This window comes from Bradyrhizobium iriomotense (genome assembly GCF_018130765.1).
GTDB classification, from domain to species: Bacteria; Pseudomonadota; Alphaproteobacteria; order Rhizobiales; family Xanthobacteraceae; genus Bradyrhizobium; species Bradyrhizobium iriomotense_A.
Genome location: NZ_JAFCJZ010000024.1, coordinates 106,283 through 131,492, shown reverse-complemented (window position 1 = coordinate 131,492; position 25,210 = coordinate 106,283). Strand labels below are relative to the sequence as shown.

Here is a 25,210-nt window from a genome sequence, read left to right as displayed (position 1 = left end):
GCGGGCAAGGCGGTCATTCGACGGGAGAGGCCTTCATGCGGTGATCCTCCAGCGGCAGGCCGAGCACGGCCTGGATCGCGCGCGCCAGGAACTGCAGCGTGAGCAGCAGCATGCCGAAGGTGACGACGGCTTCCGGAAACCACAGCGGTGTGTCGCTGGAGGTCGAGACCTGGCCGCGCGTGTACGCAGCAAAGGCGAACTTCGCCATCGCCGAGGTCAGGAACGCCATGAAGGCGAAACCCGCGGCTGCCGAGAGGATCTCGAGCGCGCGCTGCACCGGCGCCGGCGCGTTCTTCAGCAGCAGCACGACCCGGATGTGGCCGCCGACGCGCAAGGTCATGGCGGCGCCGAAGGTGAACGAGGCCGCCATCAGGTAAGAAGAGTATTCCCACGCGATCGAGATGGTCGGCGGGAAGAACGGCAGGAAGTTCGAGAGGAAACGGGTTGCGACCTCGCACAGCATCAACAGCGTCAGCGTGAGCAGACAACCGCCGCCGATCCAGCCGTCGAGCCGGCCGAGGCGATCGATGCCGTCGAGGACCATGCGCAGCGGCGCGGGCGCCGCTGCATTGAGGCTTTGCGGTGCTTCGGACGAAACGCTCACCACTGCCCCGCCCCTCAGCCGCGCTTCATTTCGGCGAGATAGGCCCGCACCGGCTTGTCGGCCGCCGGCACGCGCTTGAGGAAGGCATCTAACTGCGGCGCGGTCTTGGCGCGGATGTCTGTGATCATGGCCTCCGAGACCGGCACCACCTCCATGCCGCCTTCCTTGAGGCGGTTGAGGCTGTCGGCGTCGGCCTTGAGCGAATTCGCCCAGAAGCCCGGCTCCATCTTCGCGGCGATATCAGAGACGAGCTTCTGTTGATCGGCGCTGAGTGCCTTCCAGGAGTCGAGATTGACGGTGAGCATCTGCGACGACCAGACATGGTTGGTCGGATAGATGTATTTCAAGAATTCCCAGAACTTGCCGTCGACGCCCGACACCGCCGAGGTGGAGACGCCAGAGACCGCGCCGGAAGCGAGCGCAGGGATCGTCTCGCCCCAGGGGATCATCACCGGCGCCATGCCGACCACGGCCAGCATGTCGACGGCGTTCTTGTCGGGCACGCGGATCTTGATGTTCTTCAGGCCCTCGACGTCGGCGACCTTGACCTTGAGGTGCAGATATTGCGTCGGCCACGGCACGATGTAGAGGATCTTCTGGTTGTTGCGCGCGGCGACCTTCTCGTATTCGGGCCGCACATATTTGTGCAGTACCTTGAGCTCGTCCATCGAGCCGCACAAGAAGGGGATGCTCTCGACGCCCATGAAGGGCTCGTCGCCGACCTGCTGGATGTTGAGGACGTCGGCGAGCGGCACGAGGCCGTCGCGCACGGCACGCAAATGTTCGGGACCCTTGAAGCCAAGTTGGCCGCCCGCCTTCACGGTGATCGCAACGGAGCCGCCGCTCTGCTTCTTCACCTCTTCGGCGAAGGCCATCGCGTTCTGGGTATGGAAATTGCCGTCGGGCCAGACCGTCGACATGTCCCAGCTTGTCGTCGCCGCCCGCGCGCGGGTGGAGATATGGCCGGCAGCGAGCAGCGTCGCTGCGCCCGCGGTGAAGTTCCGTCGCGTGATCATTGCGCCCCTCCGTTTGTTACCAAGCGCGCTGACGCATCAGCGCGCGTGACCGTAAACCTTGACTGCGTTCTCTGAAGACACGAGACCGCTCGCGACATCGTCGTTGACGGCCGCACGATCGCGCTCGGTGGGCGCACCGATGCCGGCGCCGCCAGGCGTCATCACCACCAGCCGGTCGTCCGGCGGCACCTGCTGAAAACCTTTGCCACGCAGCTTCTTGCCGGACTTGAGACCAACGTAGCCGGCCTCGCCGTTCTGGCCGCCATCGCGGCCGCGCGGCGGATGATCGATGCGGTCGAACGCGGCGAGAATGTCGAACGGCGCATCGACGCCGCTGCCGACCTCGATGATCTGGCCGAGGCCGCCGCGGGTGCGCCCTGCCCCGCCGGAATCCGGGCGCAGTTCCTTGCGCCAGAAGATCAAAGGCGTCTGCGTCTCTGCGATCTCGACCGGTGTGCCGCGCACGCCGCTGGGATAGGCAGTTGCGGAGAGGCCATCCTTGCCAAATCGCGCGCCGGTGCCGCCATTGGAGGTCACCGCCATCGAGAACCCGTAATTGCCGCCGGCGCCAGAGCGGGTCTGGCCGCGCACGTTGAGATTCCAGAGGCAGGACGTGCCTTCGGCAGGCACGCGCTCGGGAATGATCTGGCGCAGGCAGCCGAACACGACGTCGGGCAGCATCTGACCGATGACGTGGCGCGAGGCGACCGGCGCCGGCTTCGGCGCATTGAGGATCGCGCCAGGAGGCGCCGACACCGTCAGCGGCGAGAGCGAGCCGGCATTATTCGGGATCTGCGAGGCGACGACGCAGCCGAGGCCGAACACGGTATAGGCCGTGGTGTAGGACAGCGGCACGTTGATGCCGAACTTCGAGGCGACTGACGTGCCGTCGAAATCGACGTGAATGCCCGCAGCCGAGATCGTCAGCGTCGCGGCCAGCGTCACCGGCGCGTCGTAACCGTCGACCACCATGGTGTTGCGCCAGCTGCCCTTCGGCAGCTTTGCGATCTCGGCCAGCACCGCCTCGCGCGAGCGGTCGCAGATGTAATCGCCGAGCTCGTCGAGCGTGTCGATGCCGAATTCGGTCATCATCTCGACCAGACGCTCGCAGCCGACGTCGTTGCAGCCGGCGAGCGAATAGGTGTCGCCCTCGGTGTCGATCGGCAGCCGCGTATTGGTGCGGATCATCGCCATCAGCGTCTCGTTGACGACGCCCCGGTCGATCAGCTTCAGCATTGGGATGTAGAGCCCCTCCATGAACACGTCGGTGGCATCAGGCCCGAAGCCGATGCCGCCGATGTCCATGAGATGGCTGGTGCAGGAGAACAGCGCGACGATCTTGCCGTTCTTGAAGCAGGGAGTGGTGACGACGAAATCGTTGAGATGGCCGGTGCCCATCCAGGGATCGTTGGTGATGTAGGCGTCGCCCTCTTTCATCGTCTCGATCGGAAAGTGGGCGATGAAGTGCTTGACGGATTCCGCCATCGAGTTGACGTGACCGGGCGTGCCGGTCACCGCCTGCGCCAGCATCCGCCCCTTGAGGTCGAACACACCGGCCGAGAGGTCGCCGCATTCGCGCACGATCGGACTGAACGCCGTGCGCAAGAGCACTTGCGCCTGCTCCTCGACCACGGCGATCAGCCGGTGCCACATGATCTGCAGGTCGATCAGGCTCGCGCCATTTGCCTTGCTCATGATCAGGCTGCCTTCCGTTCCATGACGATGCTGCCGGCACCGTCGATATGCGCGTCAAAACTGGTGGAGACAAAAGTGGAGGTCTCGTCTTCCGCGATCACGGCGGGGCCCGCGATGGTCGCGCCCGGCGCCATGTCCTCACGGCGATAGAGCGGGATCTCGATCACCTCCCCGGCCCGGCCGTCGAAGAACTTTCGGCTGCCGGAGGCCTTGGCCGCGGGCTTGCGCGGGACCGCCGCAACCGCGGGCGGATTGCGCGCCTCGGTGGTGGCAAGTACCGACCAGCTCAACACCTCGATCGCCGCGCCCGGAATCGGGCGCTCGAACATCGCTGAATAGTCGGTCTCGAACTTCTGGCGCAGGCCGGCGAGATCGGCCGAGGTCAGCGGCCGGTTCGGCAGCTCGACGGTGATCTCGTGGCCCTGACCGACATAGCGCATGAAGGCCGCGCGGCGCTCGCGCACCGGCGCGCCGGCAGCACCGGGCTCGACCAGCGCACGCGCCTCGGTCGCCATCTCCTGCAAGAGGTCGGAGACGGCCTTGGTGTCGAAATCGTCGAGCCGGACGTGACGGCTGCGCACCAGTTCGTAGGCGATGGGCGCCGCCAGGAATCCGACCGCCGAGCCGACGCCGGCATTCGACGGCACGATCACGCGGGAGACGCCGATCTTCTCGGCAACGCGCGCCGCATGCAGCGGCGCGGCGCCGCCAAAGGCGATCAGCGTGTGCTGGCCGACCACGGCGCCACGCTCGACCGCATGCACGCGCGCCGCGCTCGCCATGTTCTCGCAAACGACCTCGTGCACGGCATAGGCGGCAGTTTCCGCCGACAGGCCGAGTGCCTCGCCGACATCGCGCAGCAGCGCCTGCTTCGACAGCTCCGGATCGAGCTTGATCGTGCCGCCTGCAAAGGCATCGGGATCGATCATGCCGAGCGCGACGTCCGCATCCGTCACGGCCGGACGCTGGCCGCCGCGACCGTAACAGGCGGGGCCGGGCTCCGACGAGGCGCTCTCAGGACCGACGGTGACGCGCTTCATCGCGTCGACATGAGCGATCGAGCCGCCGCCGGCGCCAATCTCGACCATCTCGATCACGGGGATGCGCACCGGCAGGCCTGAGCCCTTGAGGAAGCGCGCGGCACGGTCGACCTCGAACACACGCGAGGTCTCCGGCTGGTATTTTTCGATCAGGCAGATTTTTGCCGTGGTGCCGCCCATGTCGAAGGAGAGCACCTTGCTCTCCCCTAACCGTGCCGCGATCTGCGCCGCGAAGATCGCGCCGCCGGCCGGGCCGGATTCGACGAGACGCACGGGAAAGCGCCGCGCCGTCTCGATCGAGGTGACGCCGCCGCCCGAGGTGACGAGATAGATCGCGCCGCGAAACTGCTCGACCTGCAAGGCATCGGCCATGCGGGCGAGATAGCCGTCGATCAACGGTTGCACATAAGCGTTCGCAACCGCCGTGGAGGTGCGCTCATATTCGCGGATCTCCGGGCACACGGCCGATGACACCGTCACCGAAATGCCGGGCATCTCTTCGGCGAGGATCGCGGCCGCGCGCCGCTCGTGCTCGGGGTTGGCATAGGAGTGCAGGAAGGCGATCGCCACGCTCTCGACGCCCAGCTCGCGCAATTTCGGCGCGAGTGCGCGCACCGAGGCTTCGTCCAGCGGGAGACGGACGGCGCCATGGGCGTCGATGCGCTCGGGCACGGTGAAGCGGAGGCTGCGCGGCGCCAGCGGCTTCGGCTTGTCGATGCTGAGATCATACTGGTCGTAGCGGCTCTCGGTACCGATATCGAGCACGTCGCGAAAGCCGTCGGTCGCAATCAGCGCCGTCTTGGCGCCGCGGCGCTCGATGATCGCATTGGTCGCCAGCGTTGTGCCATGAATGAAGACGTCGATATCGCTGATATGGGCGTGCGCGTCAGTGAGGATGAGGCGCATGCCGTCCAGCACGGCCTGCTCGGGGCGCTGCGGTGTGGTCAGCACCTTGCGCGTCTTGCGGTCCTGCCCCACGTCCAGCACGATGTCGGTGAACGTGCCACCGATATCCACGGCAAGCCGCACCTCGGCTCCCTCAAGCATTCCAAATTCTCCGTGCTGATCGTCAAGACAGGGTCCAAAAACGCAGCAATTTCCGTGCCATGAGGCATGCCGGCAACGCTGCGCCCGGCCATTCTGCGCGGCACCTATGCAATAGGCAAGGCGTGTTCGCCTCGCGCGCGTTCAGAGCAGGAATGCAAGCGCCGCTTCGCAGCGCTCCTCGACCTTCAGCGTCAGGAGATCGTCGGCGCGGGTGCGCCCGAGATTGACCGCGGCGATCGGGATCTGCCGTTTCGCGGCCGCCTGCACGAAGCGAAATCCGGAATAGACCATCAATGACGAGCCGACGATCAGCATGGCGTCAGCCTGCGACAGATGGTCCTGCGCCGTGGCGACCACGTCGCGCGGCACGTTCTCGCCGAAGAACACCACATCGGGCTTGAGGATGCCGCCGCAGGCTTCGCAAGCCGGCACCGTGAACGACGAGAACTCCGCGTGCTCCAGATCGGCGTCGCCATCCGGCGCATCGGCGGCATCGAGCGTCAGCCACTCCGCGTTCATGCGCCCCAGCGTGTCCTGGAATTCGCTCCGCGGCGTCTTCGCCCCGCAGCCCATGCAACGGATGAGATCGAGCCGGCCATGCAAATCAATCACCTGCCGGTGGCCGGCGGATTGATGCAGCCGGTCGACGTTCTGGGTCAGCAGCATCTCGCACCGCCCGCCCGCCTCGAGCCGGGCCAGCGCACGGTGCGCATCATTCGGCCTCGCCTGGCCGAACCGCCGCCAGCCGATCAGGCTGCGCGCCCAGTAGCGCTGGCGCGTGTGCTCCTCGGTCATGAAAGCCTGGAAATTGACCGGCTGGGTCCGCTTCCAGTTGCCGTGACTGTCACGGTAATCGGGAATGCCCGAATTGGTGCTGCAGCCGGCGCCGGTCAGCACGAACAGATTTTCGTGCCGGCCGATGAAATCCTGGAGCGGAGAACTTGTCATGGCGCAGATGTAGTTCGCGCCAGCGGATTCCGCCAGATGCCGCACGGACCTCGCCTGCGTCGGACCGAGCTAGCTCGCCCAGTTCTCCCGAAACTCCGGAAACAGCGTCACACCTCCGCAGGCGTAGATGGTCTGCCCGGTGATGTAGCTCGCATCGTCCGACGCGAGGAAGGCGAACACGGCGGCGATCTCTTCCGGCGTGCCGACTCGGCCCATGGGAATGTGGCTGGTGACGACACCGCGCTTTTCGGCATCGCCGGTCCAGGCTGCGTTGATCGGCGTGTCGATCGCACCGGGACCGACTGCATTGACGCGGATGCCGCGTCCTGCGAACTCCAGCGCCAGAGTGCGAGTCAGACCGGCCATGCCACTCTTGCTGATGGAATAAGCGAGATAGCCGGGTTTCGGGATGATCTGGTGGACGCTGGAGCAGTTGATGATGCTTCCGCCTCCGCCGCGCGCGACGAAATGCGCGAGCGCCTTCTGCGCGCAAAGCACGGCGCCGTTCAGATTGACGTCGATGATGCGGCGATAGGTTTCGACGTCGAGCGCATCGCTCGGCGATTCCCGCTGGAAGCCGGCATTGTTGACGAGACAATCGAGGCGCTTGAAACGCGCCAAAACCGTCTCGAACATCGCGGCGATCTCCTGCTCGTTGCCGACGTCGGCCTTGACGATGACATGATCGAGCCTGCCGTGGCCGCGGTCGCTCGATGCCGTCCGCACCAGCGCCAGCGTCTCCTCGGCCTTCTCAGGATGATCGAAATAGTTGATGGCGACAGTTGCTCCTTCCTGCGCCAGCCGGATGGCGACGGCGCGGCCGATGCCTTGCGAGGCGCCGGTCACCAGCGCGTATTGGCCGATGAGGCGCGAGGGAAAGGAGGTTGGGCGTTCGGTTTGCGGCATGTGTTCTCTCCGGGATGCGTCATCATGGATGGAACCGGTGTTTTGTTCCATCCCTTCCGCGCATTGCTGGGATTCACTCCGCGCGTCGCGCGAGCGGCGAGGTCAGGATCTGGTAGAGGATGATGGCGCCGAAGGTCGCGGTGCCGATCCCGCCGATCGTGAATGCGCCGAACTTGAGCGTGAGATCTCCGGCGCCCGCGGTCAGCGCCACGGCGACGGTGATGAGGTTCGCAGGGTTGGCGAAGTCGACCTTGTTCTCGACCCAGATCCGCCCCGCCATCGCGGCGATCAACCCGAACAGCACGATCGAGAGGCCGCCGATGACGGGACCCGGGATCGACAGAATCAGCGCGCCGAACTTCGGCGAGAAGCCGAGCAGGATCGACACCATGGCTGCAAAGGCAAACAGCAAGGTCGAATAAACCTTCGTCGCCGCCATGACACCGATGTTCTCGGCATAGGTGGTAACGCCGGTGCCGCCGCCGCTGGCCGCCACGATGGTCGCGAGGCCGTCGGCGAACAGGGCACGGCCGAGATAGGCATCGAGGCTGCGGCCCGTCATGGCGCCAACCGCCTTGATGTGCCCGAGATTCTCGGCGACGAGAATGACCGCGACCGGCGCGATCAGAAAGATCGCATCGGCCTGGAAGGTCGGCGTGGTGAATTTCGGCAGGCCGAGCCACGGCGCGGCGGAGAGCTGGGCGAAGTCGATCGGCTTGCCGAAGCCGAGGCCGTTCGCGAACAGCAGGTACAGGAGATATCCGCCGATCGCGCCGAGGATGATCGGGAGGCGGCGCCACAGGCCAGGAGCTGCAACGGCAACCACGCCGATGATGAGAACGGTCGCAAGCCCGATCCAGGTGTCGAACGCATTGGCGCTCACCGCCTTGACTGCGACGGGCGCGAGGTTGAGGCCGATCGCGGCGACCACGGCACCGGTGACGGCCGGCGGCAGCAGCCTCTCGATCCAGCCGACGCCCGACCACATCACGATCAGCGCGATCGCGCCGTAAAGCACCCCAGCACCGACGATGCCGCCGAGCGCAACGGAGATGTTCGGATTCGGCCCCTGCCCGGCATAGCCAGTGGCGGCGATGACGACGGCGATGAAGGCGAAGCTCGATCCGAGATAGCTCGGCACGCGCCCCGCGACGATGACGAAGAAGATCAGCGTGCCAACGCCGGAAAACAGGACCGCAACGTTGGGGTCGAACCCCATCAGCAGCGGCGCAATGATCGTCGCACCTGACATCGCGACGCAATGCTGCAGACCTGAGATGATGGTCTGGCCCCATGACAGCCGCTCCTCCGGCATGATCACGCCCGAGGCCTTGAGTTTCCAGCGCGGAAAATAGCCCTGCGTCTGCTCGTCCGAGCCTGTCGTGGTTGTCATGTTCCCCCCGTTGCGGTGCAGCGATTGATGTTCGTGCGATCCGACAAAAATGTGATTGTCGCTTCTGCGGCGCCCATCACATGATGCGAGTCATGCAAGATTCAAATCTTGCAAAAGCAATGCGTTCCGGGGCTCATCATATGACACAGATTGCGATCCAGCCAGCCGTCCATCGCCGGCACCAGCCCTGGTACAAGATCCTCTACATCCAGGTGCTGATCGCGATCGCGCTCGGTGTGCTGATCGGCTATTTCTATCCCGATCTCGGCAAGGCCCTGAAGCCGCTCGGCGACGGCTTCATCGCGCTGATCAAGATGATGATCGCGCCGGTGATCTTCTGCACCGTTGTGCACGGCATCTCCTCGATGGGCGATCTCAAGCGTGTCGGCCGGGTCGGGCTGAAGTCGCTGATCTATTTCGAAACGGTCTCGACCGTCGCGCTCGCGGTCGGCCTGCTGGTCGGCGAGATTCTCCAGCCCGGGCGCGGCTTCAACATCGATCCTGCTACGATCGACCCGAACTCGGTCGCGACCTACGTCACCAAGGCCAAGGAAGAGGGCATCGTCGCACATCTGATGGCGATCATTCCCGACAGCTATCTTGGCGCGATCGCGCGCGGCGACCTGCTCCAGGTGCTGCTGATCTCGATCCTGTCGGGCTTCGCCATCGCCTTCCTCGGCAAGGCCGGCGAGCCCATTGCGGAGGCGATCGACAAGGCGGCGAAGATGTTCTTCGGCATCATCCGCATCATCGTGCGCGTCGCCCCGATCGGCGCGTTCGGCGCGATGGCCTTCACCGTCGGCGCCTATGGCCTCGGCTCGCTGCTCAACCTCGTCGCCCTGATCGGCACGTTCTATCTCACCAGCATCCTGTTCGTGCTGATCGTGCTCGGGGCGATCGCGCGCCTCGCCGGCTTCTCGATCCTGCGCTTCATCGCCTACATCAAGGACGAGCTTCTGATCGTGCTCGGCACCTCGTCATCGGAAACCGTGCTGCCGCAGATGATCCAGAAGATGGAGCATCTCGGCGCCTCGCGCTCGGTGGTCGGCCTCGTGATCCCGACCGGCTACAGCTTCAACCTCGACGGCACCAACATCTACATGACCCTGGCGACGCTGTTCCTGGCGCAGGCAACCAACACGCATCTGACCATCTGGCAGGAGCTCGGTATTCTCGGCATCGCCATGATCACCTCCAAGGGCGCTTCGGGCGTCACCGGCGCCGGCTTTATTACGCTCGCCGCAACGCTGTCGATCGTGCCTGATATCCCGATCCAGTCGATCGCGATCCTGGTCGGCATCGACAAGTTCATGAGCGAGTGCCGCGCGCTGACCAATCTGATCGGCAATGGCGTTGCCTGCGTCGTCATCAGCATCTCCGAAGGCGAGCTCGACCGCGACGCGCTGCACGAGACCATGGCGCATCCGCTGGAGATCGGTGAGGCGCTGGAGCCGGGCGGCGGCGCTTGAGCCGCGGCAACCGGGTTCCGACCGCGGTAGTTTCCCGGAGTAGAAAATTGCTGCGGCACGAGTCACAACAGCGGCGTTGGGATCACTGATTGATACTGATTTTTTCCACCCGACGCGCTGGGGGCAGGGCGTCGGGTTTTTATTGTTCGACTGACGGGCACTTGGAATCACAGTCGCCGGCGAGCTCGAATCGCCGCGCGATTCCGATCGCCTGCAAGAATGCCTCGTCATGACTGACGACGAGCAGAGCGCCGTCATAGGCTCTCAAGCCTGCTTCAACGGCTTCGATAGACTCGATGTCCAGGTGATTGGTCGGCTCGTCCAGGATCAGCAGAGACGGCGGCGTTTGCCCGCCCAGCACACAGGCAAGGCCGGCGCGAAACATCTGCCCGCCGCTGAGATGTCCGACGACCTGCAAGGCAGCATCGGCGCGAAACATGAACCGCGCCAGCGCAGCATGGCATTCATTCGCACCCGCCTTCGGATTGAGTCGTCCAAAATTCTCCAGGATGGAGATCGCGGGATCGAGCAGGCTGACCTTCTGGTCGAACAACGCGAAGTCCGGCTTGACCCTTACGGTGCCCGAGAACGGGCGCAACTCGCCGGCGATGAGTCTCAGCAGCGTCGTCTTGCCGGAGCCGTTCGGGCCGACCAGCGCGACCCGTTCCGGTCCGACGATCGCAAGCGAAAGATCGCGCAAGACCGGCCGCTGCGACCGATAGCCGGCGCTGATCCGGTCGAGCGAAAGCACCTCCCTGCCCGCCGGCAGGTTCGTGGCGGGCAGCTTGACCGACAGCGGCTGGAGAATCTCGACGCGCCGACGCGCCGTGTCGACGGCGTCGAGAGCCTCCGCGCGCCGCCGCTCGGCGATCAGGGCGGCCTTGCCGCCGGTGTCTTCGCTGCGATCCCTGCGCGCGCCGGCGAGGATGCGCGGCATGTCGCCCTTGGCACGCTTCTTCCGGCCGCCGCTGTCCTTGCGCGCCTTCCTCTCCGCGGCCTCCTGCGCCTTGCCGTCGATCTCGGACAGGCGCTTCTCGGCATGCGCGAGGTCGTGCCTCACAGCCGCGAGCTCGAGGGCCTTCTGTGCGCGATAACTGCTCCAGTTGCCGCCGTATCGCGTGGCACCCAGCGACGTGAGCTCGACGATCGCATCCATCGTATCGAGCAGATCCCGATCATGGCTGACCACGATCGCCCCGCCGCGCCAGGCGGCAAGGAGATCGGCCACCGCCTTGCGTCCGTCCCGGTCGAGATTGTTGGTGGGCTCGTCCAGCAACAGGAAGTCGGGCTCGGCGAACACCAGCGCGGCGAGACGAACCCGCGTGATCTGGCCCCCTGACAGGCAGGACAGCTCCGTATCCGGAGCAAGATCGAAACCGACGCGCGCGAGAGCGGCCTCCAGTCGCGCTTCGAGCGTCCAGTCGGTCGCAGCGATGTCGTCGGCGGAGGCATCGCCCTGCTCGGCGCGGCGCAGCAGCTCCAGCGCCTGCCGCACACCGAACAGATCGGCCACGGTCGCACCCGCGTGCACCTGGACGTCCTGGCGCAGCAGGCCGATGGTGCCGTTGATCAGAACGCGCCCGGATCGGGGGACATGTTCCCCTGAGATCGACGCAAGCAACGTCGTTTTCCCGACGCCGTTACGGCCGACGAGACCAATGCGCTCGGCAGCGAATGTCAGATCGATGTTGGAGAGAAGAGGACGGCCGTCAGGCGTGGACAGCGACAGGTTCGACAGGATGATTGAAGCAGGCATGGAATTCCCCGGGAGCAAGGCGGATGAGCGTTGCGGTCGGGGCGAAATCCATGGCTGCGAATGTCCTGGTTGAGGAAGCCTCTAAGTAGTCCGATCGAAGGGCGAGATCAAGGCGCGGGGACGACGGCGCGGTGACCGCCGGCGTCCTTTGTCGGCCTTCGCGATCAGCCCTTGAGCGCGGTAACCACCACCTCGATCAGCGCGCCGCCGCCGAGATCGGCGACGCCGACGGTGGCGCGGGTCGGCAGATTGTCGCCGAAGAACTCGGTCCAGGCCGTGTCCATCTCCTTCTTCTTGGAGAGGTCCGTGACGAAGATCGAGGCGCTGACGACGCGGCTCTTGTCGGTGCCGGCCTCCTTCAGATAGCCGGCGATCTTGCCGAGGATGTTGCGGGTCTGGTCGCCCATGGAAACGCTGGTGTCGTCGGCGATGGTGCCGCCGACGAAGACGAAGCCGTTGGCTTCGACCGCACGGTGCATGATGGGCGTGCGGATGCTGCGGGTGATGCTCATGATGTCCTCTTCTTAGAGCGTGGAGGGATGGAAGCGGTCGATGCCGAGATCGCTGACGCGGGTCTGCGTGCCGCCGTTGACGATCAGCTCCGCCATCACGGCGCCGGCGCCGGGGCCGAGCTGGAAACCGTGCAGCGAGAAGCCGAACTGGTGATAGAGGCCCCTGTGGCGGCTGCTCGGCCCAAACACGGGAATGTCGTCCTTCATCTTCGCCTCGATGCCGGCCCAGGCGCGGACGATGGTGGCGCTGCGCATCACCGGGAACAGCTCGAACACGGTCTGCGCGCTGGTCGCAAGGCTCTTCCAGTCCAGCACTGTCTCGTTGCGGTCCTGGTAGGGCGTCGCCAGATGGCCACCGCCGATCAGCACGGTGCCGTTCTTGAACTGCTTGAAGGACAGCTTTCGCCCGCGCAGGATCACGACGGGGTCGATGAAGTGCGGAACGCGCGAGGTGATCATCAGCATCGGCGCCACGGTCTCGACCGGCACCGGCTCGCCGAGATCAGCCGCGATCTTGCCGGCCCAGGCGCCGGCCGCATTGACCAGCACCGGCGCTGCAAAGGTTTCAGTGCCGACATCGACGTACCAGAGGCCGTCGCTGTAGCGGATGTTGCCGGCGGCCACGCCTTCGCGCACGATGGCGCCGAGCTGCTGGGCCTTGCGCCGGAACGCCGTCGTCGTCTGCGCCGGATTGGCGGCGCCGTCGCGGCGCGAGACCACGCCGCCGGGACAGGTTTCGGCCACCGCCGGCACCAGCCGGCGCAATTCGGCGGCGTCGATCAGCTCCTCATGGGTGAAGCCGAGCGCATTGAGCTCGGCGACCCGCGCGCGGCAGACGGCGAGCTCCTCCTCGTTCTCGGCGACCAGCACCTGGCCGTGGCTCTCGAAGCTGCAATCGTCGTCGAGGAGATCCGAAATCTTCTCCCAGATTCCCATCGAGCGGATCGAGAGCGGGATCTCGGGGATGTGCCGCGCGAGCTGGCGCACGCCGCCGGCGTTGACGCCGGAGGCGTGGCGGCCGGCATAGTCCTTCTCGATCAGCACCGGCTTCAGGCCGGCAAGGCACAGATGCAGCGTGGTCGAGCATCCGTGGATGCCGCCGCCGACGACGATCGCATCCACGTTCCTGCTCATCCGCGCACCACGGCCTTGACGTCGGCCTCGGATTTCGGAACGGCGGCGAGCTCAGCGAGCGTGATCGGCTTCACCGGCGCACGCAGCCGGTAATAGCCGATCTCCTGCGGAGACTTGCCGCGCGCCTGCGCCATCAGCTCGGTGACGGTGAGGCCGCACAGCCGGCCCTGGCACGGGCCCATGCCGGTTCGGCGATAGGCCTTGAGCTGGTTCGGCCCGGTCGCGCCGATCGCGACGGAGTCGAGAACATCCTTGGCGGTCACCTCTTCGCAGCGGCAGACGATGGTGTCGCCCTTGGGAATGCGGAACTGCGGCGCCGGGCGGAACAGCGTGTCGAGGAACAGGCGCCCACGCTCGGCCTTGGCGAGATCGGAGCGGAGCGTTGCCATTGCGGGGAGTTTTGCGGCAGCTGCGGGCGCCAGCGCTTCCACCGCCGCACGCGCGGCAATGCGACCGCGTACCACGGCTGCATTGGCCCCGCCGATGCCGGCGCCATCGCCGGCGATCGCGATGCCGGCGACCGAGGAATTGCCGCTCGCGTCCAACACCGGCGACCAGCACAATTGCAGATCATCCCAGCGATGCTCGACGCCGGCCGCCATCGCGAGGTTGACGTTGGGCACGACGCCCTGATGCAGCAGCAACAGATCGGCGGGAATGGTCTCACGCTTTCCGCTGGCGACATAGCTGACGCTGGCAAGCTGGCCATCACCGGAGGCGGCAAGCTCGGTGACGCCCGAGACGACCTGCACCTTCGCCTTCACCTCACGCATCATCGACAGGCCCTTGGTGAAATAGGGCGAGGTCAAGAATGCGAAGGCATGCGGGAGTGCGGCGAAGTAGTTGCCGCGCTCGGTGGTGTCGAGGATGCGATCGATACGGCCGCCGAGACGCAGTATCTGCGCAGCGAGCAGCCAGAGCAACGGCCCCTGCCCCGCGATCACCGTGCGGCCATCGGGGACCAGCGCGGAGGACTTCAGCATGGTCTGCGCCGCGCCCGCGGTCATCACGCCCGGCAGCGTCCAGCCGGGAATCGGAAACGGGCGCTCCAGCGCGCCGGTCGCAAGGATCACGCGCTTGGCCTTGACGAAGGCCGAGGCACCGCCGATCGAGACGGCGATGTCGAGATTGCGGTCGAGGCTCCAGACGATCGCGCGCTGGATGACTTCCGCGTTGCTTGCGCGCAGCGACTGCACGAGATCGGCGCCGACCCAATAGTCCGCGCCGAGCTGATTGCGGTCGGTGACCGGCGTCGAAGCAATAGCGCGGAACACCTGACCGCCGGGGCCGATATTCTCGTCAAGCAGCAGCGTCGTGAGACCCGCTTCGGCGGAGGTCGCGGCCGCGGCGAGGCCGGCGGGCCCGGCACCGATCACCACGACGTCGTAGTCTTCGCGCTTGGGAGCCACAGTCATTTTCCGATCTCCCGCTTGCCCTTCTGGATTTCGATCTGCATGCCCTCGGCGACAGGCACGAGGCAGCCCTGCCGGTTGCCGACGCCGTCGATGGTGACGAGGCAGTCGAAACACACGCCCATCATGCAATAGGGCAGACGCGGCGCGCCGCTCACCGCGGTGGAGCGTCGCGCGTCGCGGCCGGATGCCAGCAGCGCGGCGGAGACGGTGTCGCCCTGGCGCGCCGCGACGGCGACGCCGTCGACGAAGATCTGCACCTGCGGGCGTTTGTCCTGTTCGGATCGTCTAAACATGGGATGCCTCTTGGCTCCTTGATATCTCTAGTAGCCGCTGCTGTTCGCCGCGCCCGCGCCACCAAAGCGGCTGGCGGAGAACGCGCCGACCAGCTCCGGCTCGAGCGCGCCCTGCGCCACCATGCGCGCGATCTCGAAAGCGTGGTTGGAGGCGAGCGTCACGCCGGAATGGCAGCAGGCGACGAAGGCGCCGGGATGCGTCTCCGACTGGTCGTAGATCGGAAAGCCGTCCTGCGGCATGACGCGGATGCCGGACCAGCTCCTGACTACGTTGAGCCGTGACAGATGCGGGAACATCCGCTGCGCGCGATCGGCCATCACGCCGCTGATCGAGGGCTTCAGTGTGCGATCATCCAGCTCGTCTTCCTTGCTGTCGCCGATCATCACCGTGCCCTCGTCGGTCTGGCGGATCGTGGTCAGGGGATGCGGCAGGAACGGCATGGTGCGCTCGGTCACGACGACCTGGCCGCGGGTCGGCCCCATCGGCGCGTAGAGGCCGACCATCGGTGCGAGCGCCTGATTGGCGTTGCCGGCGGCGAGCACGATCTTGGCGGCACGCAGCTCGCCCTTGGGCGTGGTCAGGCGGAATTCGCCGCCGCTCTTGCTGATCGCCGAGACCGGACGCTCCGGAAAATAGTCGATGCCAAACGCCTTGAAGCCCGTGTGAAAAGCTCGGAACGTGCGCAGCGAATTGACGTGACCGTCGAGCGGACAATAGCTGCCGCCGGAGACCTCGGGCCCGATCAGCGGCAGCGCCTTCTTGACCTCAGAGGGCCGCAGCATTTCCATCTTGTAGTCGGCCGCGCCGGCCTGATTGTGCATGCGCTTGACGAGCTCGGTGCGCTGGCCGAATTCGTCCTCGCCGAGCGTGAGATGGAAACCGCCGTTCTGCTGCAAGGAAACATCGAGCCCGGTCTGCTGCTTCAGTTCGGACGCAAGCCTGCCCCACGCCTGCGACGCCTGCACGGTCCAGACCGTATAGGCGGGCATGCCGAGCCCCTTGCTCTGGACCCAGACCAGCGCAAAATTCGCGCGCGAGGCACGCTTGGTGATGTCGCCTTCGTCAAGCACGGCGACCTTCTGGCCGAGTCGGCCGAGGCCCCAGGCAATGGCGGAGCCGAGCAATCCGCCGCCAACGACGGCGACGTCGTAGTCTCCTGACATGAGTTCTCCTATCGTCCCGTGTCGCCCTTGCCGGCGAGCACGCGATCGAGCCCGTAGAAGCGGTCGAGCAGAATGAGGGCGGTCATGGTGATCGCGATCACGCAGGCCGAGACCGACGTCACCAGCGGATCGATGTTGTCCTGGATATAAAGGAACATGCGCACCGGCAATGTCTCGGTGCCGGGTGCCGCGAGAAAGACGGTCATGGTGAGATCGTCGAAAGACTGGATGAAGGCGAGTGCCCAGCCACTGATGACGCCGGGCAGGATCAGCGGCAAGGTCACGCGGCGGAACAGCGTCCAGCCGCCGGCGCCGAGCGAGACCGCAGCCATCTCGACGGTACGATCCATGCCGGTTGCCGCCGCCAGCGTCAGCCGCAGCGCGAACGGAAACACGATGATGACATGGGCGATGATCAGCGCCGCAAAGCTGCCGCCGAGACCGGCCGAGGTGAAGAAGCGCAGGAAAGCGATGCCGAGCACGACATGCGGGATCATCAGCGGCGACAGGAACAGCGCCGCCAGCGCATCACGGCCGCGGAAGCGATAGCGCGCGATCGCGAGCGCCGCGGGCACCGCGAACAGGAGCGACACGAAGGACGAGAGCGCACCGAGGCCGAGGCTGACCCAGAAGGCGTGGATGAATTCGGGGTAGTTCAGGATGGTCCTGAACCAGCGCAGTGAAAAGCCGTTGGTCGGCAGCGACAGAAAACCTTCGGGCGTGAAGGCGACGAGGCAGACCACAAGGATCGGCGCCACCATGACGATGACGAAGATGGTGTGGAAGATCAGCGCGAGCGGGCCGTTCCGTCTCATCGGAACACCTCCGCATAGCGCCGCTCGATCAGCGCGTTGCTGCCGACGACGATCAGCACCAGCGCGACCAGCAGAAGCGTCGCCACGGCCGCACCAAGCGGCCAGTTCAGCGTGTTGAGGAATTCGTCATAAGCGAGCGTCGCCGCGACCTTGAGCCTGCGGCCACCGATGATCGCGGGCGTCGCAAAGGCGCTGGCCGAGAGCGAGAACACGATGATCGCGCCCGACAGCACGCCCGGCATGATCTGAGGCATGATGATGCGGCGGATGATGGTCACGGGGCCGGCACCGAGCGACATCGCGGCATTCTCGATCTGCGGATCGAGCCGCTGCAACGCCGCCCACACCGACAGCACCATGAACGGCATCATCACATGCGCGAGCGCGACGACCATGCCTGTTTCGGTGAACATGAAGGGAATGGGTGAACGGATCGTGCCAAGCGACATCAGCAGCTTGTTGACGAGGCCGTTGTTGCCGCCGAACAGCAGTGCCCAGCCGAGCGTGCGCGCGACGACGGAGATCAGCAGCGGGCCGAGGATGACCAGCAGGAAGAAGCTCTTCCAGCGTCCGCTCATGCGGTTGAGGATGTAGGCCTCGGGTGCGCCGAGCAGAGCGGTGAGGAATGTCGTCAGGATCGCGATGCGAAAAGTCCGCCAGAACATTTCGGCGTAATAGGGATCGGTCGCGATCTCATGCCAGTTCTTGAGGATGAAGACCGGCTCGATGCCCTTGTACTGGCCCCAATCGTGGAACGACAGCATCACCGTCATCGCCAGCGGAATCAGCAGCACGCCGACGAACAGCATCAAAGCGGGCGCGGTCAGCGCCCAGGGCGCGCGTGCGCTGCGTTCCTCGGCGGCCATGCTCATGCGCCGGCCCTCGCGCGCACGCTCATGTCCTCGGAGCGCCAGGTGAGGCGAACGGCGTCGCCTTCGGCCGGCTGCGCTTTTCCGTCGTTCTGACGGATCACGATCGCCGGGCCGCATTCGCTGTCGCACTGAAACAGCCAGTGATTGCCCTGGAAGATGCGCGTGATGATTTTTGCGCTGAGGCCGGTATCGCCAAAGCCGATTCTTTCGGGGCGAACGCTGACGGTCACGGGACCGCCGAGCCCGGCCGGCGCCGGCGCGCGCCAGGAGCCCGCCACCAGCTGCGTTGGCGCGACGGTCCGGTCGATTGTCCCGGCAAAGTCATTCGTCTTGCCCAAAAACTGCGAGACGAAGGCCGAGGCCGGCCGCTCATAAGTCTCCTGCGGCGTGCCGATCTGCTCGATCTTACCCTGGCTCATCACCACGATGCGGTCCGACAGCGACATCGCTTCGTTCTGGTCGTGGGTGACGAGGATCGTGGTGGTGCCGACGGTGCGCTGGATCTGGCGCAGCTCGATCTGCATCTCCTCACGCAGCTTGGCGTCGAGGTTGGACAGCGGCTCGTCGAGCAACAGCACGCTCGGCTTGATCACCAGCGCCCGTGCCAGAGCGACGCGCTGCTGCTGGCCGCCGGACATGCGGCGGGGATGGCGATCCTCGTAACCGGCGAGCCCCACCATCGCGAGTGCGGCGCGGACGCGCTCGGCCCGTTCACTGCGCGGCACGCCACGCATCTCGAGGCCGAAGGCGACGTTCTCCGCCGCGGTCATGTGCGGAAACAGCGCGTAGCTCTGGAACACGATGCCGAGGCCGCGCTTGGCCGGATGGATCGCGGTCAGGTCCTTGCCTTCGAGGCGGATCGCTCCGCGCGTGGGGTCAAGGAAGCCCGCGATCATCTGCAACGTCGTGGTCTTGCCGCAGCCGGACGGGCCGAGGAAGGAGATGAACTCCCCCTTCCCCACCGACAGGCTGAAGTCCTCGACCACAGTCTGCGCGCCGAACTGTTTTGCGACCCGATCGAGCTCGAGATAGGCCATGACGCTGTCTCCGCTGCGACCGATCAGCGTTCGACCTCGCGATTCCAGCGCTTGGTCCACTCCTCGCGCTTCTCGTTGATGACGGTCCAGTCCGGATTGTAGAGCTTTGCCGCGCGCTCGCCGATCGGCGCCATCTTGCCGAGCTCCGGCGGGATCACCAGCGATTTCAGCACCGGACCGTAGCCATAGTCCTTCAGCATCACGAGCTGGATTTTTGGATCGAGCAGCATCTTGACGAAGCTCGCAGCGAGCGGCGAGGCGTTCGGCTTGGTGATCGGACATGCCGTCGTCAGCAGCGTTGCAGCGCCTTCCTTGGGATAGACGAAGTCGACGGGGAAGCCGGTGTTGGCAAAGCTCTGCACGCGGCCGGTGCCCCACACCGCGATCACGGCCTGGCCCGACTGGAACAGCTCAGTCATCTTGCCCGGCGACGGCTCATAGGCCAGCACGTTCGGATTGATCTGCTCCTTGAAGATCTTGAAGCCGGAATCGACGTTGGTCTCGCCGCCGCCGTTCATCTTCGACAGCATCACCAGCGCTTCGAGACCGTAGGTGTTGTTGATCGGCGGGATCACGAGCTGTTTTGCGTATTTCGTGTCCTTCAAATCGTTCCACGAGGTCGGCGGCGCCCAGCCTTTCTCGGCGAACACCTTGGTGTTGTACATCAGGCCGGTGGCGACGATGCCGATCGCGACGGCGCGATCGCCCTTGAAGCGCGCGGTGTCGTAGAGATCGGCCGGCAGGCCGTCGAGCTTGCCGCAGAAGCCGAGCTGGATCGCCTGGTACATCGGGCCGTCGTCGACGATGGCGACGTCGATCTGCTGATTGCCCTTCTGCGCCTGGAGCTTGGCCAGCGTGTCGGTGGAGTTGCCGGCGACGTACTCAACCTTGACGCCGTTCTCCTTCTCGAAGGTCGGGATCACCTCGTCGCGGATGGTCTTCTCGAACGAGCCGCCGTAGCCGGCGACATAGAGCGTTTTCTGCTGGGCCGAGGCGACCGAGGGGGCGGCAATGAGCGCCGCGATGCTGACCGCTGTCAGAAGGCGAAGAGTCTTCATATGGACCGATCTCCAATACCGGAATGAGGTGACGTGCCGACGAGTCTCGCTGGCTGAAGCGCGTTGCCGCATTTCCTTCCGCGCCAATCCGCTTCCGATCAGGGCTCCGGCCCCCATTCGGCGGATTTTGGCGCGATCTGGAGGTTTGAACCCCTCCAATCTGCCGAAAAAGCGGGCTGTCTCCAGTCCTGATGAAAAAGATCGCAACCTATACTTCCATCGTCCAATGAATAATGGCACCCTCTGCATGCACAAATGTTATGAACGGAAACAGGAATATGGCCCGGATCAATTCGCGGCAGGTGGAGGCCTTCCGCGCGACAATGCTCACGGGCAGCGTGACCGAGGCGGCGGCGCTGATGAAGGTGACGCAGCCGGCGGTCAGCCGGTTGCTGCGCGACCTCCAGGCCCTGTTGAAAATGGAGCTGTTCGAGAGGCGCGGCACCGGTCTGGTGCCGACCGCCGCGGCGATGGCGCTCTATACCGAGGTTGAGCGCTCCTTCGTCGGCCTCGAACGCATCACCGCGGCGGCGGAAGAAATCCGGGGACGCCGCACCGGCTCGCTACGGATCGCAGCGTTGCCGGCGCTGTCGAACGGCTATCTGCCACGGCTCACCGGTCACTTCCTGAAGGAGCGGCCAAACCTCAACCTGGCCTTCTTCGGTGTCATCTCGCCGATCGTGGTCGATTGGGTGCTGAACAATCAATGCGACGTCGGCTTTGCCGAGGTGCCGATCGCGCATTCCGGCCTGCCGAGCCAGCGGCTGCCGGCGCCGGCGCGCGTCGCGGTGCTGCCGACCGGTCATCGCCTCGCAGAAAAGGAAGTGCTGGAGCCGCGCGATTTCGAAGGCGAGACGTTCATCTCGCTGTCGGCGGGATCGTCGAGCCGGCATCTCGTCGACCAGGTCTTCCACCGCCACGATGTCCGCCGTGTGCTCAGGGTCGAGACCACGCTGTCGGAGATCATGTGCGGCATGGTGTCGTCGGGATTGGGCGTCGCAATCTGCGATCCCTTCACCGCGCAGGAATTTGCCACGCGCGGCGTCGTCGCGCGCCACTTCCTGCCGCGCATCGACTTCGAATTCTCCGCGGTGTTTCCAGCACAGCGCAGCCCGTCGCCGGTGGCGCTGGATCTGGTCGAGACCATGCGCAAGGCGCTCGCCGAGTTCGACGATCTGCCGAAAAGGCCTTCAGATTGAACGATCCCTCCGCGGGCTCGCTGCAACCTCTCCCGCTTGCGGGGGAGGTCGGCGCGAAGCGCCGGGTGGGGGCTCTCTCCACACGGGGAGTGTCCCTATGTGGAGAGAGCCCTCTCCCCTGCCCTCTCCCGCAAGCGGGAGAGGGAGCGCACCTTCTTCATGGCTTCAGGAGAACACTCACCCGTTGAACGCCGCTTGCGCCTCCGGCAGGTCCCAGATCTTGCCGATCGCGGCGGTGCCGGCGGCGGTGATCGCCGCTTCGTTGGCGCCGAGATAGCGTCCCTCATCGACCAGCACGCGGCCGTCGACCATGACCTGATCGATATTGGCGCGGTTGGCGAGTGCGATCAGCGCACGGCGCGGATCGAACAGCGGCTGAAGATGCGGATGGGTGAGATCGACGACGGTGAGGTCAGCGGTCGCGCCCGGCTCGATGCGGCCGAGATCCGGCCGCTTGATGACGTCGGCGGCCACCGCCGTGTTCGCCTCGATCAGCTCCGGCGAGTTCGCGACATCGGGGCGCGCCGAGGTGATCTTGGAGATCAGCGAGGCCGCATTGAGCTCGCCGAGCAGGTCCATGTTGTAGCCGTCGGTGCCAACCACGGTGCGGACGCCGTGCTCAGCGAAGCGACTGAAGGCGGCCGTGATGCCGGCACGCGCGAACACGCGCGGGCAGTTGAGCACGGTCATGCCACGCGCGGCCATCAGCTTGAGGTCGTCGTCGCTGCTGAACATGCAATGCGCCGCCATCAGATCGGGCGTAAGCAAGCCGAGCCAGTCTAGATATTGCGCCGGCGTGCGGCCGCCATAGCGCTTGCCGATGGTCTCGACCTCGGCGCGGCTCTGCGCCATGTGCGTCGTGATGGGCACGCCGAGCTCGCGCGCCCGGGTGGCGCAGGCTTTCAGCAGATCGGGGCCGCAGGTGTCAGTGGCATGCGGACTCATCGCAAGGCTGATGCGACCGTCGCCGCGATTGTTCCAGCGCTGATTGAGCGCGTCCCATGTGGCCATGTCGGCAGCGCCGTCATCGCCGGAATATTGGACCACACCATCGGGGCCGGCCTTGGCATCGGACGTCGAGAACAGATAGGGCGCGCCGTAGAAGCGGATGCCCATCTCCTCCGCCGCATCGAACATTTCGGGGATCGAATTGCGGAACGGCTCCATCACCGTGGTGGCGCCGCCCTTCAGAAGCTGGAGAATGCCGAGCCGCGCCACCGCCAGGCGTTCCTCCGCCGACAGGATATCGGCGCCGCGCTTGGTCAGCGGCAGCAGCACCGTGTAGACGATGCTCTGGTTGTTCTTGCGGCCGTTGCCGTCCTCGCTGTGACTGCGTGCCACCGCCTCGGAGAAGCAGTGATTGTGCAGGTTGAGGAGACCCGGCAAGACGAAGCGGCCGGGGCGATCGTAAGTTTGGTCCGCGCTCGGCTTGTCGCGCGTGACCGCGGCGATCTTCTTGCCTTCGACCAAGACCCAATGATCGCGCAGCACATCCTGCGCGCCGTCTTTCCGTGACAGCACATAGCTGCCGAAGATTGCCGTGGTGCTCATGCGGGGCGTACGTTCCAGAACACGGCGGTGCCGTCGAGAATGCCGGTGATGGCTTTGCGATAGGCGGTCGGCTGCTTGTACAGGCCGATCGGAATATAGGGGATTTCCTCGAACGCGACCGCCTGGATCTCGCGGCAGATGCGCTGCTGCTCCGCGAGCTCGGAGGCCGCCAACCACTGGCTGCGCAACTCGCCCATCTTCGTGCTCGCATACCAGCCGGCGACCTTGCCTTCGCCGCGGATATTGGTGTTGCCGGCCGGGTTGAGCCAGTCGATGCCCTGCCAGTTGCCAACCGCCGCGCTCCAGCCGCCCTGCCCGATCGGGTCCTTCTTGAGCTGGCGCTGCAGGACGACGGCAAAATCGAGCCCGGCATACTCGACGTTCATGCCGGCCTTGCGCAGGCTATCCACCGCGATCTCGCCAAGCGGTTTTTGCGCCAGCGAGTTGGTGGGGACAAGCAGCACGATCTTCTCGCCGTTGTAGCCGGCGGCCTTCAGGTCAGCCTTGACCTTGTCGTAGTTGCGCGGGCCGCGGAACACGTCGAGACCGACGTCGCTCGCCATCGGCGTACCGGGTGCGAAATAGCCGATCGGCGAGACCTGGAATGCCGGATCGACGCCGGCGACCGCCGTCATGAATGCGGACTGGTCGATCGCGCCAAGCAGCGCGCGGCGCACGGCGGGATTGTCAAACGGCCGCTGCAGATGGTTGAGGCGCAGCATGCAGGCATAGCCGCGGGGATCGAGGACGCGTGTCTCGATGTCGCCGGCGGCCTTGATCACCGGCAACAGATCATGCGGTGTGGTCTCCTGCCAATCCTGCTCGCCGGTCTGCAGCGCGGCGACACCGGTGCCGGCATCGGGCGTGGTGGTCCAGACCACGCGATCGTAATGCACGATCTTCGGACCCGCGGTCCAATCCGGCTTGCCGTCGGTGCGCGGCTGGTAGCGCTCGAACTTGGCATAGGCGTTGCGCGCGCCCTGCACGCGCTCGTCGGCGAGATAGCGGAACGGGCCGCTACCGATGACCTCAGTGAGCGGCTTGAACGGGTCCTGGCTCGCCAGCCGCTCCGGCATCATGAAGCAGGCATTGATCGCGGCCTTGCCGAGCGCCTGCGGCAGCAGCGGGAACGGACGCTTGAGACGGAAGCGGATGGTGCGGTCATCGGCGGCCGACAACTCGGCCGTCGCTTCCAGCAGCTCACCGCCAAAGCCGTCGCGCGCCGCCCAGCGGCGAATGCTGGCGACGCAGTCGCGGGCGAGCACACGCTCGCCATCATGCCAGAACAAGCCGTCGCGCAAGCTGAGGTCCCATTGCAGCCCGTCGGCGGAGACGACATGGCCCGACAGCATCTGCGGCGAGACCTGGAGCGACGAGCTCATGCCGTAGAGCGTGTCGTAGACCATGAAGCCGTGGTTTCGCGACACCTGCGCGGTCGAATAGATGGGATCGACGAAGGCGAGATCGATGACGGGGATGAAGCGCAGCGTGGACTGGGACTCAGCGCGGACGATGCCTGGCAGCGACAACGCCGGCACGGCGGCGGCGGCCTTGAGGAGCGAACGGCGGGAGATGGGCATTACGAGGGGCTCCTGAAGAGATCGAACTTCATCGTTCGTTTTTTAAGCATTCAACAAGACCGCGCCGATCGCAGCGGCCACCGCCTGTTGCGCCGGCTCAATGACCGGCACGCCGATCGCATCCGCGATCGCCGCGCGGTGCGACGCCATGCCGGCGCAGCCCATCACCACGACATCGGCGCGGCATTGGGTGACCAGCGCCTGTCCGGCGTCGATCAGGCGGCCGCGGATATCCGCGCCCGCCGTCTCCGCCGCGCTCGCGCCGACCGACCAGCTGCCGGCATAGCGGCCGTCGACGCCCATCACCCGTGCCATGCGCTGCTGGCGGCGGATGCTCGACGGCGACAGTGCGATCACGCCGAAGCGCTCGCCCAGCATCAACGCGCGAAAGATGCCGCATTCGGCGATGCCCATGACCGGGCGTCCACCGGCGGCCTCGCGCACCGCATGCAGGCCGGGATCGCTGAAGCAGGCGAGCACGAAGGCATCGGCCTTGTCGCGCGACACGCGGTTCACCAGCGGCATGACGACGCTATCGGCATCGCGCTGCGAGCTGATGCCCGGCGGCCCCTCCGCAAGGCCAACGACCTCGATGTCAGGCCCGCCGGCGATGCGCAGCGGCGCAACCGCGTCGTCGATCGCCGCCGTCACCGACGCCGACGAGCTGGGGTTGATGACGAGGATGCGGCGACGGGTCATGGCCTGG

Annotated in this window: 22 protein-coding genes; 2 read left to right on the top strand and 20 right to left on the bottom strand. The window is 65.7% G+C overall.

Annotated elements, in window-relative coordinates:
- Positions 1-13 precede the first annotated feature (13 nt).
- The 7 genes from JQ635_RS32065 to JQ635_RS32035 form a co-directional block, all read right to left on the bottom strand.
- The gene (locus tag JQ635_RS32065) at positions 14-607 is read right to left on the bottom strand and encodes a TRAP transporter small permease subunit (RefSeq protein ID WP_211413781.1); all 594 of its coding nucleotides are present in this window, start codon (positions 605-607) and stop codon (positions 14-16) included.
- 11 nt (positions 608-618) lie between these two features.
- Entirely contained in the window at positions 619-1,620 is a 1,002-nt protein-coding gene (locus tag JQ635_RS32060; protein ID WP_211413780.1) for a TRAP transporter substrate-binding protein, read from the bottom strand.
- A gap of 36 nt (positions 1,621-1,656) precedes the next feature.
- Positions 1,657-3,315 (bottom strand): hydantoinase B/oxoprolinase family protein, encoded by a 1,659-nt coding sequence (locus JQ635_RS32055; protein WP_211413779.1) that lies wholly within the window; start codon positions 3,313-3,315, stop codon positions 1,657-1,659.
- A 2-nt stretch (positions 3,316-3,317) separates the two neighbouring features.
- Positions 3,318-5,402, bottom strand: a complete 2,085-nt coding sequence (locus JQ635_RS32050) for a hydantoinase/oxoprolinase family protein (RefSeq protein ID WP_211413778.1) — start codon at positions 5,400-5,402, stop codon at positions 3,318-3,320.
- A gap of 141 nt (positions 5,403-5,543) precedes the next feature.
- Positions 5,544-6,350 carry an NAD-dependent protein deacetylase gene (locus JQ635_RS32045; RefSeq protein ID WP_211413777.1) on the bottom strand — a complete coding sequence of 269 codons (807 nt, stop codon included), beginning with the start codon at positions 6,348-6,350 and terminating at the stop codon, positions 5,544-5,546.
- Positions 6,351-6,419: 69 nt separating this feature from the next.
- A complete protein-coding gene (locus tag JQ635_RS32040) occupies positions 6,420-7,256 on the bottom strand; it encodes an SDR family oxidoreductase (RefSeq protein ID WP_211413776.1) in 837 nt (278 codons plus the stop codon).
- Between the two features lie 73 nt (positions 7,257-7,329).
- Positions 7,330-8,649 carry a solute carrier family 23 protein gene (locus JQ635_RS32035; RefSeq protein ID WP_211413775.1) on the bottom strand — a complete coding sequence of 440 codons (1,320 nt, stop codon included), beginning with the start codon at positions 8,647-8,649 and terminating at the stop codon, positions 7,330-7,332.
- A gap of 140 nt (positions 8,650-8,789) precedes the next feature.
- Here JQ635_RS32035 and JQ635_RS32030 point away from each other — a divergent pair, with 140 nt between their 5' ends.
- A complete protein-coding gene (locus JQ635_RS32030; protein WP_211413774.1) occupies positions 8,790-10,118 on the top strand; it encodes a dicarboxylate/amino acid:cation symporter in 1,329 nt (442 codons plus the stop codon).
- Between the two features lie 139 nt (positions 10,119-10,257).
- On the opposite strand, the gene JQ635_RS32025 is transcribed toward JQ635_RS32030, so the two are convergent.
- The 10 genes from JQ635_RS32025 to JQ635_RS31980 form a co-directional block, all read right to left on the bottom strand.
- Complete coding sequence (locus JQ635_RS32025) at positions 10,258-11,874, bottom strand: ABC-F family ATP-binding cassette domain-containing protein (protein ID WP_211413773.1); 1,617 nt, start codon at positions 11,872-11,874, stop codon at positions 10,258-10,260.
- Positions 11,875-12,038: 164 nt separating this feature from the next.
- Positions 12,039-12,386: a RidA family protein gene (locus tag JQ635_RS32020; protein WP_211413772.1), complete on the bottom strand. Its 348-nt coding sequence runs from the start codon at positions 12,384-12,386 to the stop codon at positions 12,039-12,041.
- A 12-nt stretch (positions 12,387-12,398) separates the two neighbouring features.
- A complete protein-coding gene (locus tag JQ635_RS32015; protein ID WP_211413771.1) occupies positions 12,399-13,520 on the bottom strand; it encodes an NAD(P)/FAD-dependent oxidoreductase in 1,122 nt (373 codons plus the stop codon).
- Entirely contained in the window at positions 13,517-14,935 is a 1,419-nt protein-coding gene (locus tag JQ635_RS32010) for an NAD(P)/FAD-dependent oxidoreductase (RefSeq protein ID WP_211413770.1), read from the bottom strand. Before JQ635_RS32010 ends, JQ635_RS32015 begins: the two co-directional genes overlap by 4 nt.
- Complete coding sequence (locus JQ635_RS32005) at positions 14,932-15,228, bottom strand: (2Fe-2S)-binding protein (RefSeq protein WP_122405657.1); 297 nt, start codon at positions 15,226-15,228, stop codon at positions 14,932-14,934. The genes JQ635_RS32010 and JQ635_RS32005 overlap by 4 nt, the downstream gene beginning before the upstream one ends.
- 27 nt (positions 15,229-15,255) lie before the next feature.
- A complete protein-coding gene (locus JQ635_RS32000; RefSeq protein ID WP_211413769.1) occupies positions 15,256-16,392 on the bottom strand; it encodes an NAD(P)/FAD-dependent oxidoreductase in 1,137 nt (378 codons plus the stop codon).
- Between the two features lie 8 nt (positions 16,393-16,400).
- On the bottom strand, positions 16,401-17,207 hold the full coding sequence (locus JQ635_RS31995; protein ID WP_211413768.1) for an ABC transporter permease: 807 nt from the start codon (positions 17,205-17,207) through the stop codon (positions 16,401-16,403).
- Positions 17,204-18,079: an ABC transporter permease gene (locus JQ635_RS31990; protein ID WP_211413767.1), complete on the bottom strand. Its 876-nt coding sequence runs from the start codon at positions 18,077-18,079 to the stop codon at positions 17,204-17,206. The genes JQ635_RS31995 and JQ635_RS31990 overlap by 4 nt, the downstream gene beginning before the upstream one ends.
- Positions 18,076-19,116, bottom strand: a complete 1,041-nt coding sequence (locus JQ635_RS31985; RefSeq protein WP_211413766.1) for an ABC transporter ATP-binding protein — start codon at positions 19,114-19,116, stop codon at positions 18,076-18,078. Before JQ635_RS31985 ends, JQ635_RS31990 begins: the two co-directional genes overlap by 4 nt.
- Positions 19,117-19,139: 23 nt before the next feature.
- Entirely contained in the window at positions 19,140-20,174 is a 1,035-nt protein-coding gene (locus JQ635_RS31980) for an ABC transporter substrate-binding protein (RefSeq protein ID WP_211413765.1), read from the bottom strand.
- A gap of 278 nt (positions 20,175-20,452) precedes the next feature.
- Here JQ635_RS31980 and JQ635_RS31975 point away from each other — a divergent pair, with 278 nt between their 5' ends.
- Positions 20,453-21,373 carry a LysR substrate-binding domain-containing protein gene (locus tag JQ635_RS31975; RefSeq protein ID WP_211413764.1) on the top strand — a complete coding sequence of 307 codons (921 nt, stop codon included), beginning with the start codon at positions 20,453-20,455 and terminating at the stop codon, positions 21,371-21,373.
- Between the two features lie 177 nt (positions 21,374-21,550).
- On the opposite strand, the gene JQ635_RS31970 is transcribed toward JQ635_RS31975, so the two are convergent.
- The 3 genes from JQ635_RS31970 to JQ635_RS31960 are packed head-to-tail and all read right to left on the bottom strand — an operon-like array spanning position 21,551 to position 25,203.
- The gene (locus tag JQ635_RS31970) at positions 21,551-22,924 is read right to left on the bottom strand and encodes an amidohydrolase family protein (RefSeq protein WP_211413763.1); all 1,374 of its coding nucleotides are present in this window, start codon (positions 22,922-22,924) and stop codon (positions 21,551-21,553) included.
- Positions 22,921-24,504 (bottom strand): ABC transporter substrate-binding protein, encoded by a 1,584-nt coding sequence (locus tag JQ635_RS31965; protein ID WP_211413762.1) that lies wholly within the window; start codon positions 24,502-24,504, stop codon positions 22,921-22,923. The genes JQ635_RS31970 and JQ635_RS31965 overlap by 4 nt, the downstream gene beginning before the upstream one ends.
- A gap of 42 nt (positions 24,505-24,546) precedes the next feature.
- A complete protein-coding gene (locus JQ635_RS31960; RefSeq protein ID WP_211413761.1) occupies positions 24,547-25,203 on the bottom strand; it encodes an aspartate/glutamate racemase family protein in 657 nt (218 codons plus the stop codon).
- Positions 25,204-25,210: the final 7 nt, after the last annotated feature.

What these genes read in the sequence shown, in the direction of transcription:
- JQ635_RS32060 (WP_211413780.1), bottom strand. Translation starts at nt 1,620, where the DNA reads ATGATCACGCGACGGAACTTCACCGCGGGCGCAGCGACGCTGCTCGCT.
- JQ635_RS32055 (WP_211413779.1), bottom strand. Translation starts at nt 3,315, where the DNA reads ATGAGCAAGGCAAATGGCGCGAGCCTGATCGACCTGCAGATCATGTGG.
- JQ635_RS32050 (WP_211413778.1), bottom strand. Translation starts at nt 5,402, where the DNA reads ATGCTTGAGGGAGCCGAGGTGCGGCTTGCCGTGGATATCGGTGGCACG.
- JQ635_RS32045 (WP_211413777.1), bottom strand. Translation starts at nt 6,350, where the DNA reads ATGACAAGTTCTCCGCTCCAGGATTTCATCGGCCGGCACGAAAATCTG.
- JQ635_RS32040 (WP_211413776.1), bottom strand. Translation starts at nt 7,256, where the DNA reads ATGCCGCAAACCGAACGCCCAACCTCCTTTCCCTCGCGCCTCATCGGC.
- JQ635_RS32035 (WP_211413775.1), bottom strand. Translation starts at nt 8,649, where the DNA reads ATGACAACCACGACAGGCTCGGACGAGCAGACGCAGGGCTATTTTCCG.
- JQ635_RS32030 (WP_211413774.1), top strand. Translation starts at nt 8,790, where the DNA reads ATGACACAGATTGCGATCCAGCCAGCCGTCCATCGCCGGCACCAGCCC.
- JQ635_RS32025 (WP_211413773.1), bottom strand. Translation starts at nt 11,874, where the DNA reads ATGCCTGCTTCAATCATCCTGTCGAACCTGTCGCTGTCCACGCCTGAC.
- JQ635_RS32020 (WP_211413772.1), bottom strand. Translation starts at nt 12,386, where the DNA reads ATGAGCATCACCCGCAGCATCCGCACGCCCATCATGCACCGTGCGGTC.
- JQ635_RS32015 (WP_211413771.1), bottom strand. Translation starts at nt 13,520, where the DNA reads ATGAGCAGGAACGTGGATGCGATCGTCGTCGGCGGCGGCATCCACGGA.
- JQ635_RS32010 (WP_211413770.1), bottom strand. Translation starts at nt 14,935, where the DNA reads ATGACTGTGGCTCCCAAGCGCGAAGACTACGACGTCGTGGTGATCGGT.
- JQ635_RS32005 (WP_122405657.1), bottom strand. Translation starts at nt 15,228, where the DNA reads ATGTTTAGACGATCCGAACAGGACAAACGCCCGCAGGTGCAGATCTTC.
- JQ635_RS32000 (WP_211413769.1), bottom strand. Translation starts at nt 16,392, where the DNA reads ATGTCAGGAGACTACGACGTCGCCGTCGTTGGCGGCGGATTGCTCGGC.
- JQ635_RS31995 (WP_211413768.1), bottom strand. Translation starts at nt 17,207, where the DNA reads ATGAGACGGAACGGCCCGCTCGCGCTGATCTTCCACACCATCTTCGTC.
- JQ635_RS31990 (WP_211413767.1), bottom strand. Translation starts at nt 18,079, where the DNA reads ATGAGCATGGCCGCCGAGGAACGCAGCGCACGCGCGCCCTGGGCGCTG.
- JQ635_RS31985 (WP_211413766.1), bottom strand. Translation starts at nt 19,116, where the DNA reads ATGGCCTATCTCGAGCTCGATCGGGTCGCAAAACAGTTCGGCGCGCAG.
- JQ635_RS31980 (WP_211413765.1), bottom strand. Translation starts at nt 20,174, where the DNA reads ATGAAGACTCTTCGCCTTCTGACAGCGGTCAGCATCGCGGCGCTCATT.
- JQ635_RS31975 (WP_211413764.1), top strand. Translation starts at nt 20,453, where the DNA reads ATGGCCCGGATCAATTCGCGGCAGGTGGAGGCCTTCCGCGCGACAATG.
- JQ635_RS31970 (WP_211413763.1), bottom strand. Translation starts at nt 22,924, where the DNA reads ATGAGCACCACGGCAATCTTCGGCAGCTATGTGCTGTCACGGAAAGAC.
- JQ635_RS31965 (WP_211413762.1), bottom strand. Translation starts at nt 24,504, where the DNA reads ATGCCCATCTCCCGCCGTTCGCTCCTCAAGGCCGCCGCCGCCGTGCCG.
- JQ635_RS31960 (WP_211413761.1), bottom strand. Translation starts at nt 25,203, where the DNA reads ATGACCCGTCGCCGCATCCTCGTCATCAACCCCAGCTCGTCGGCGTCG.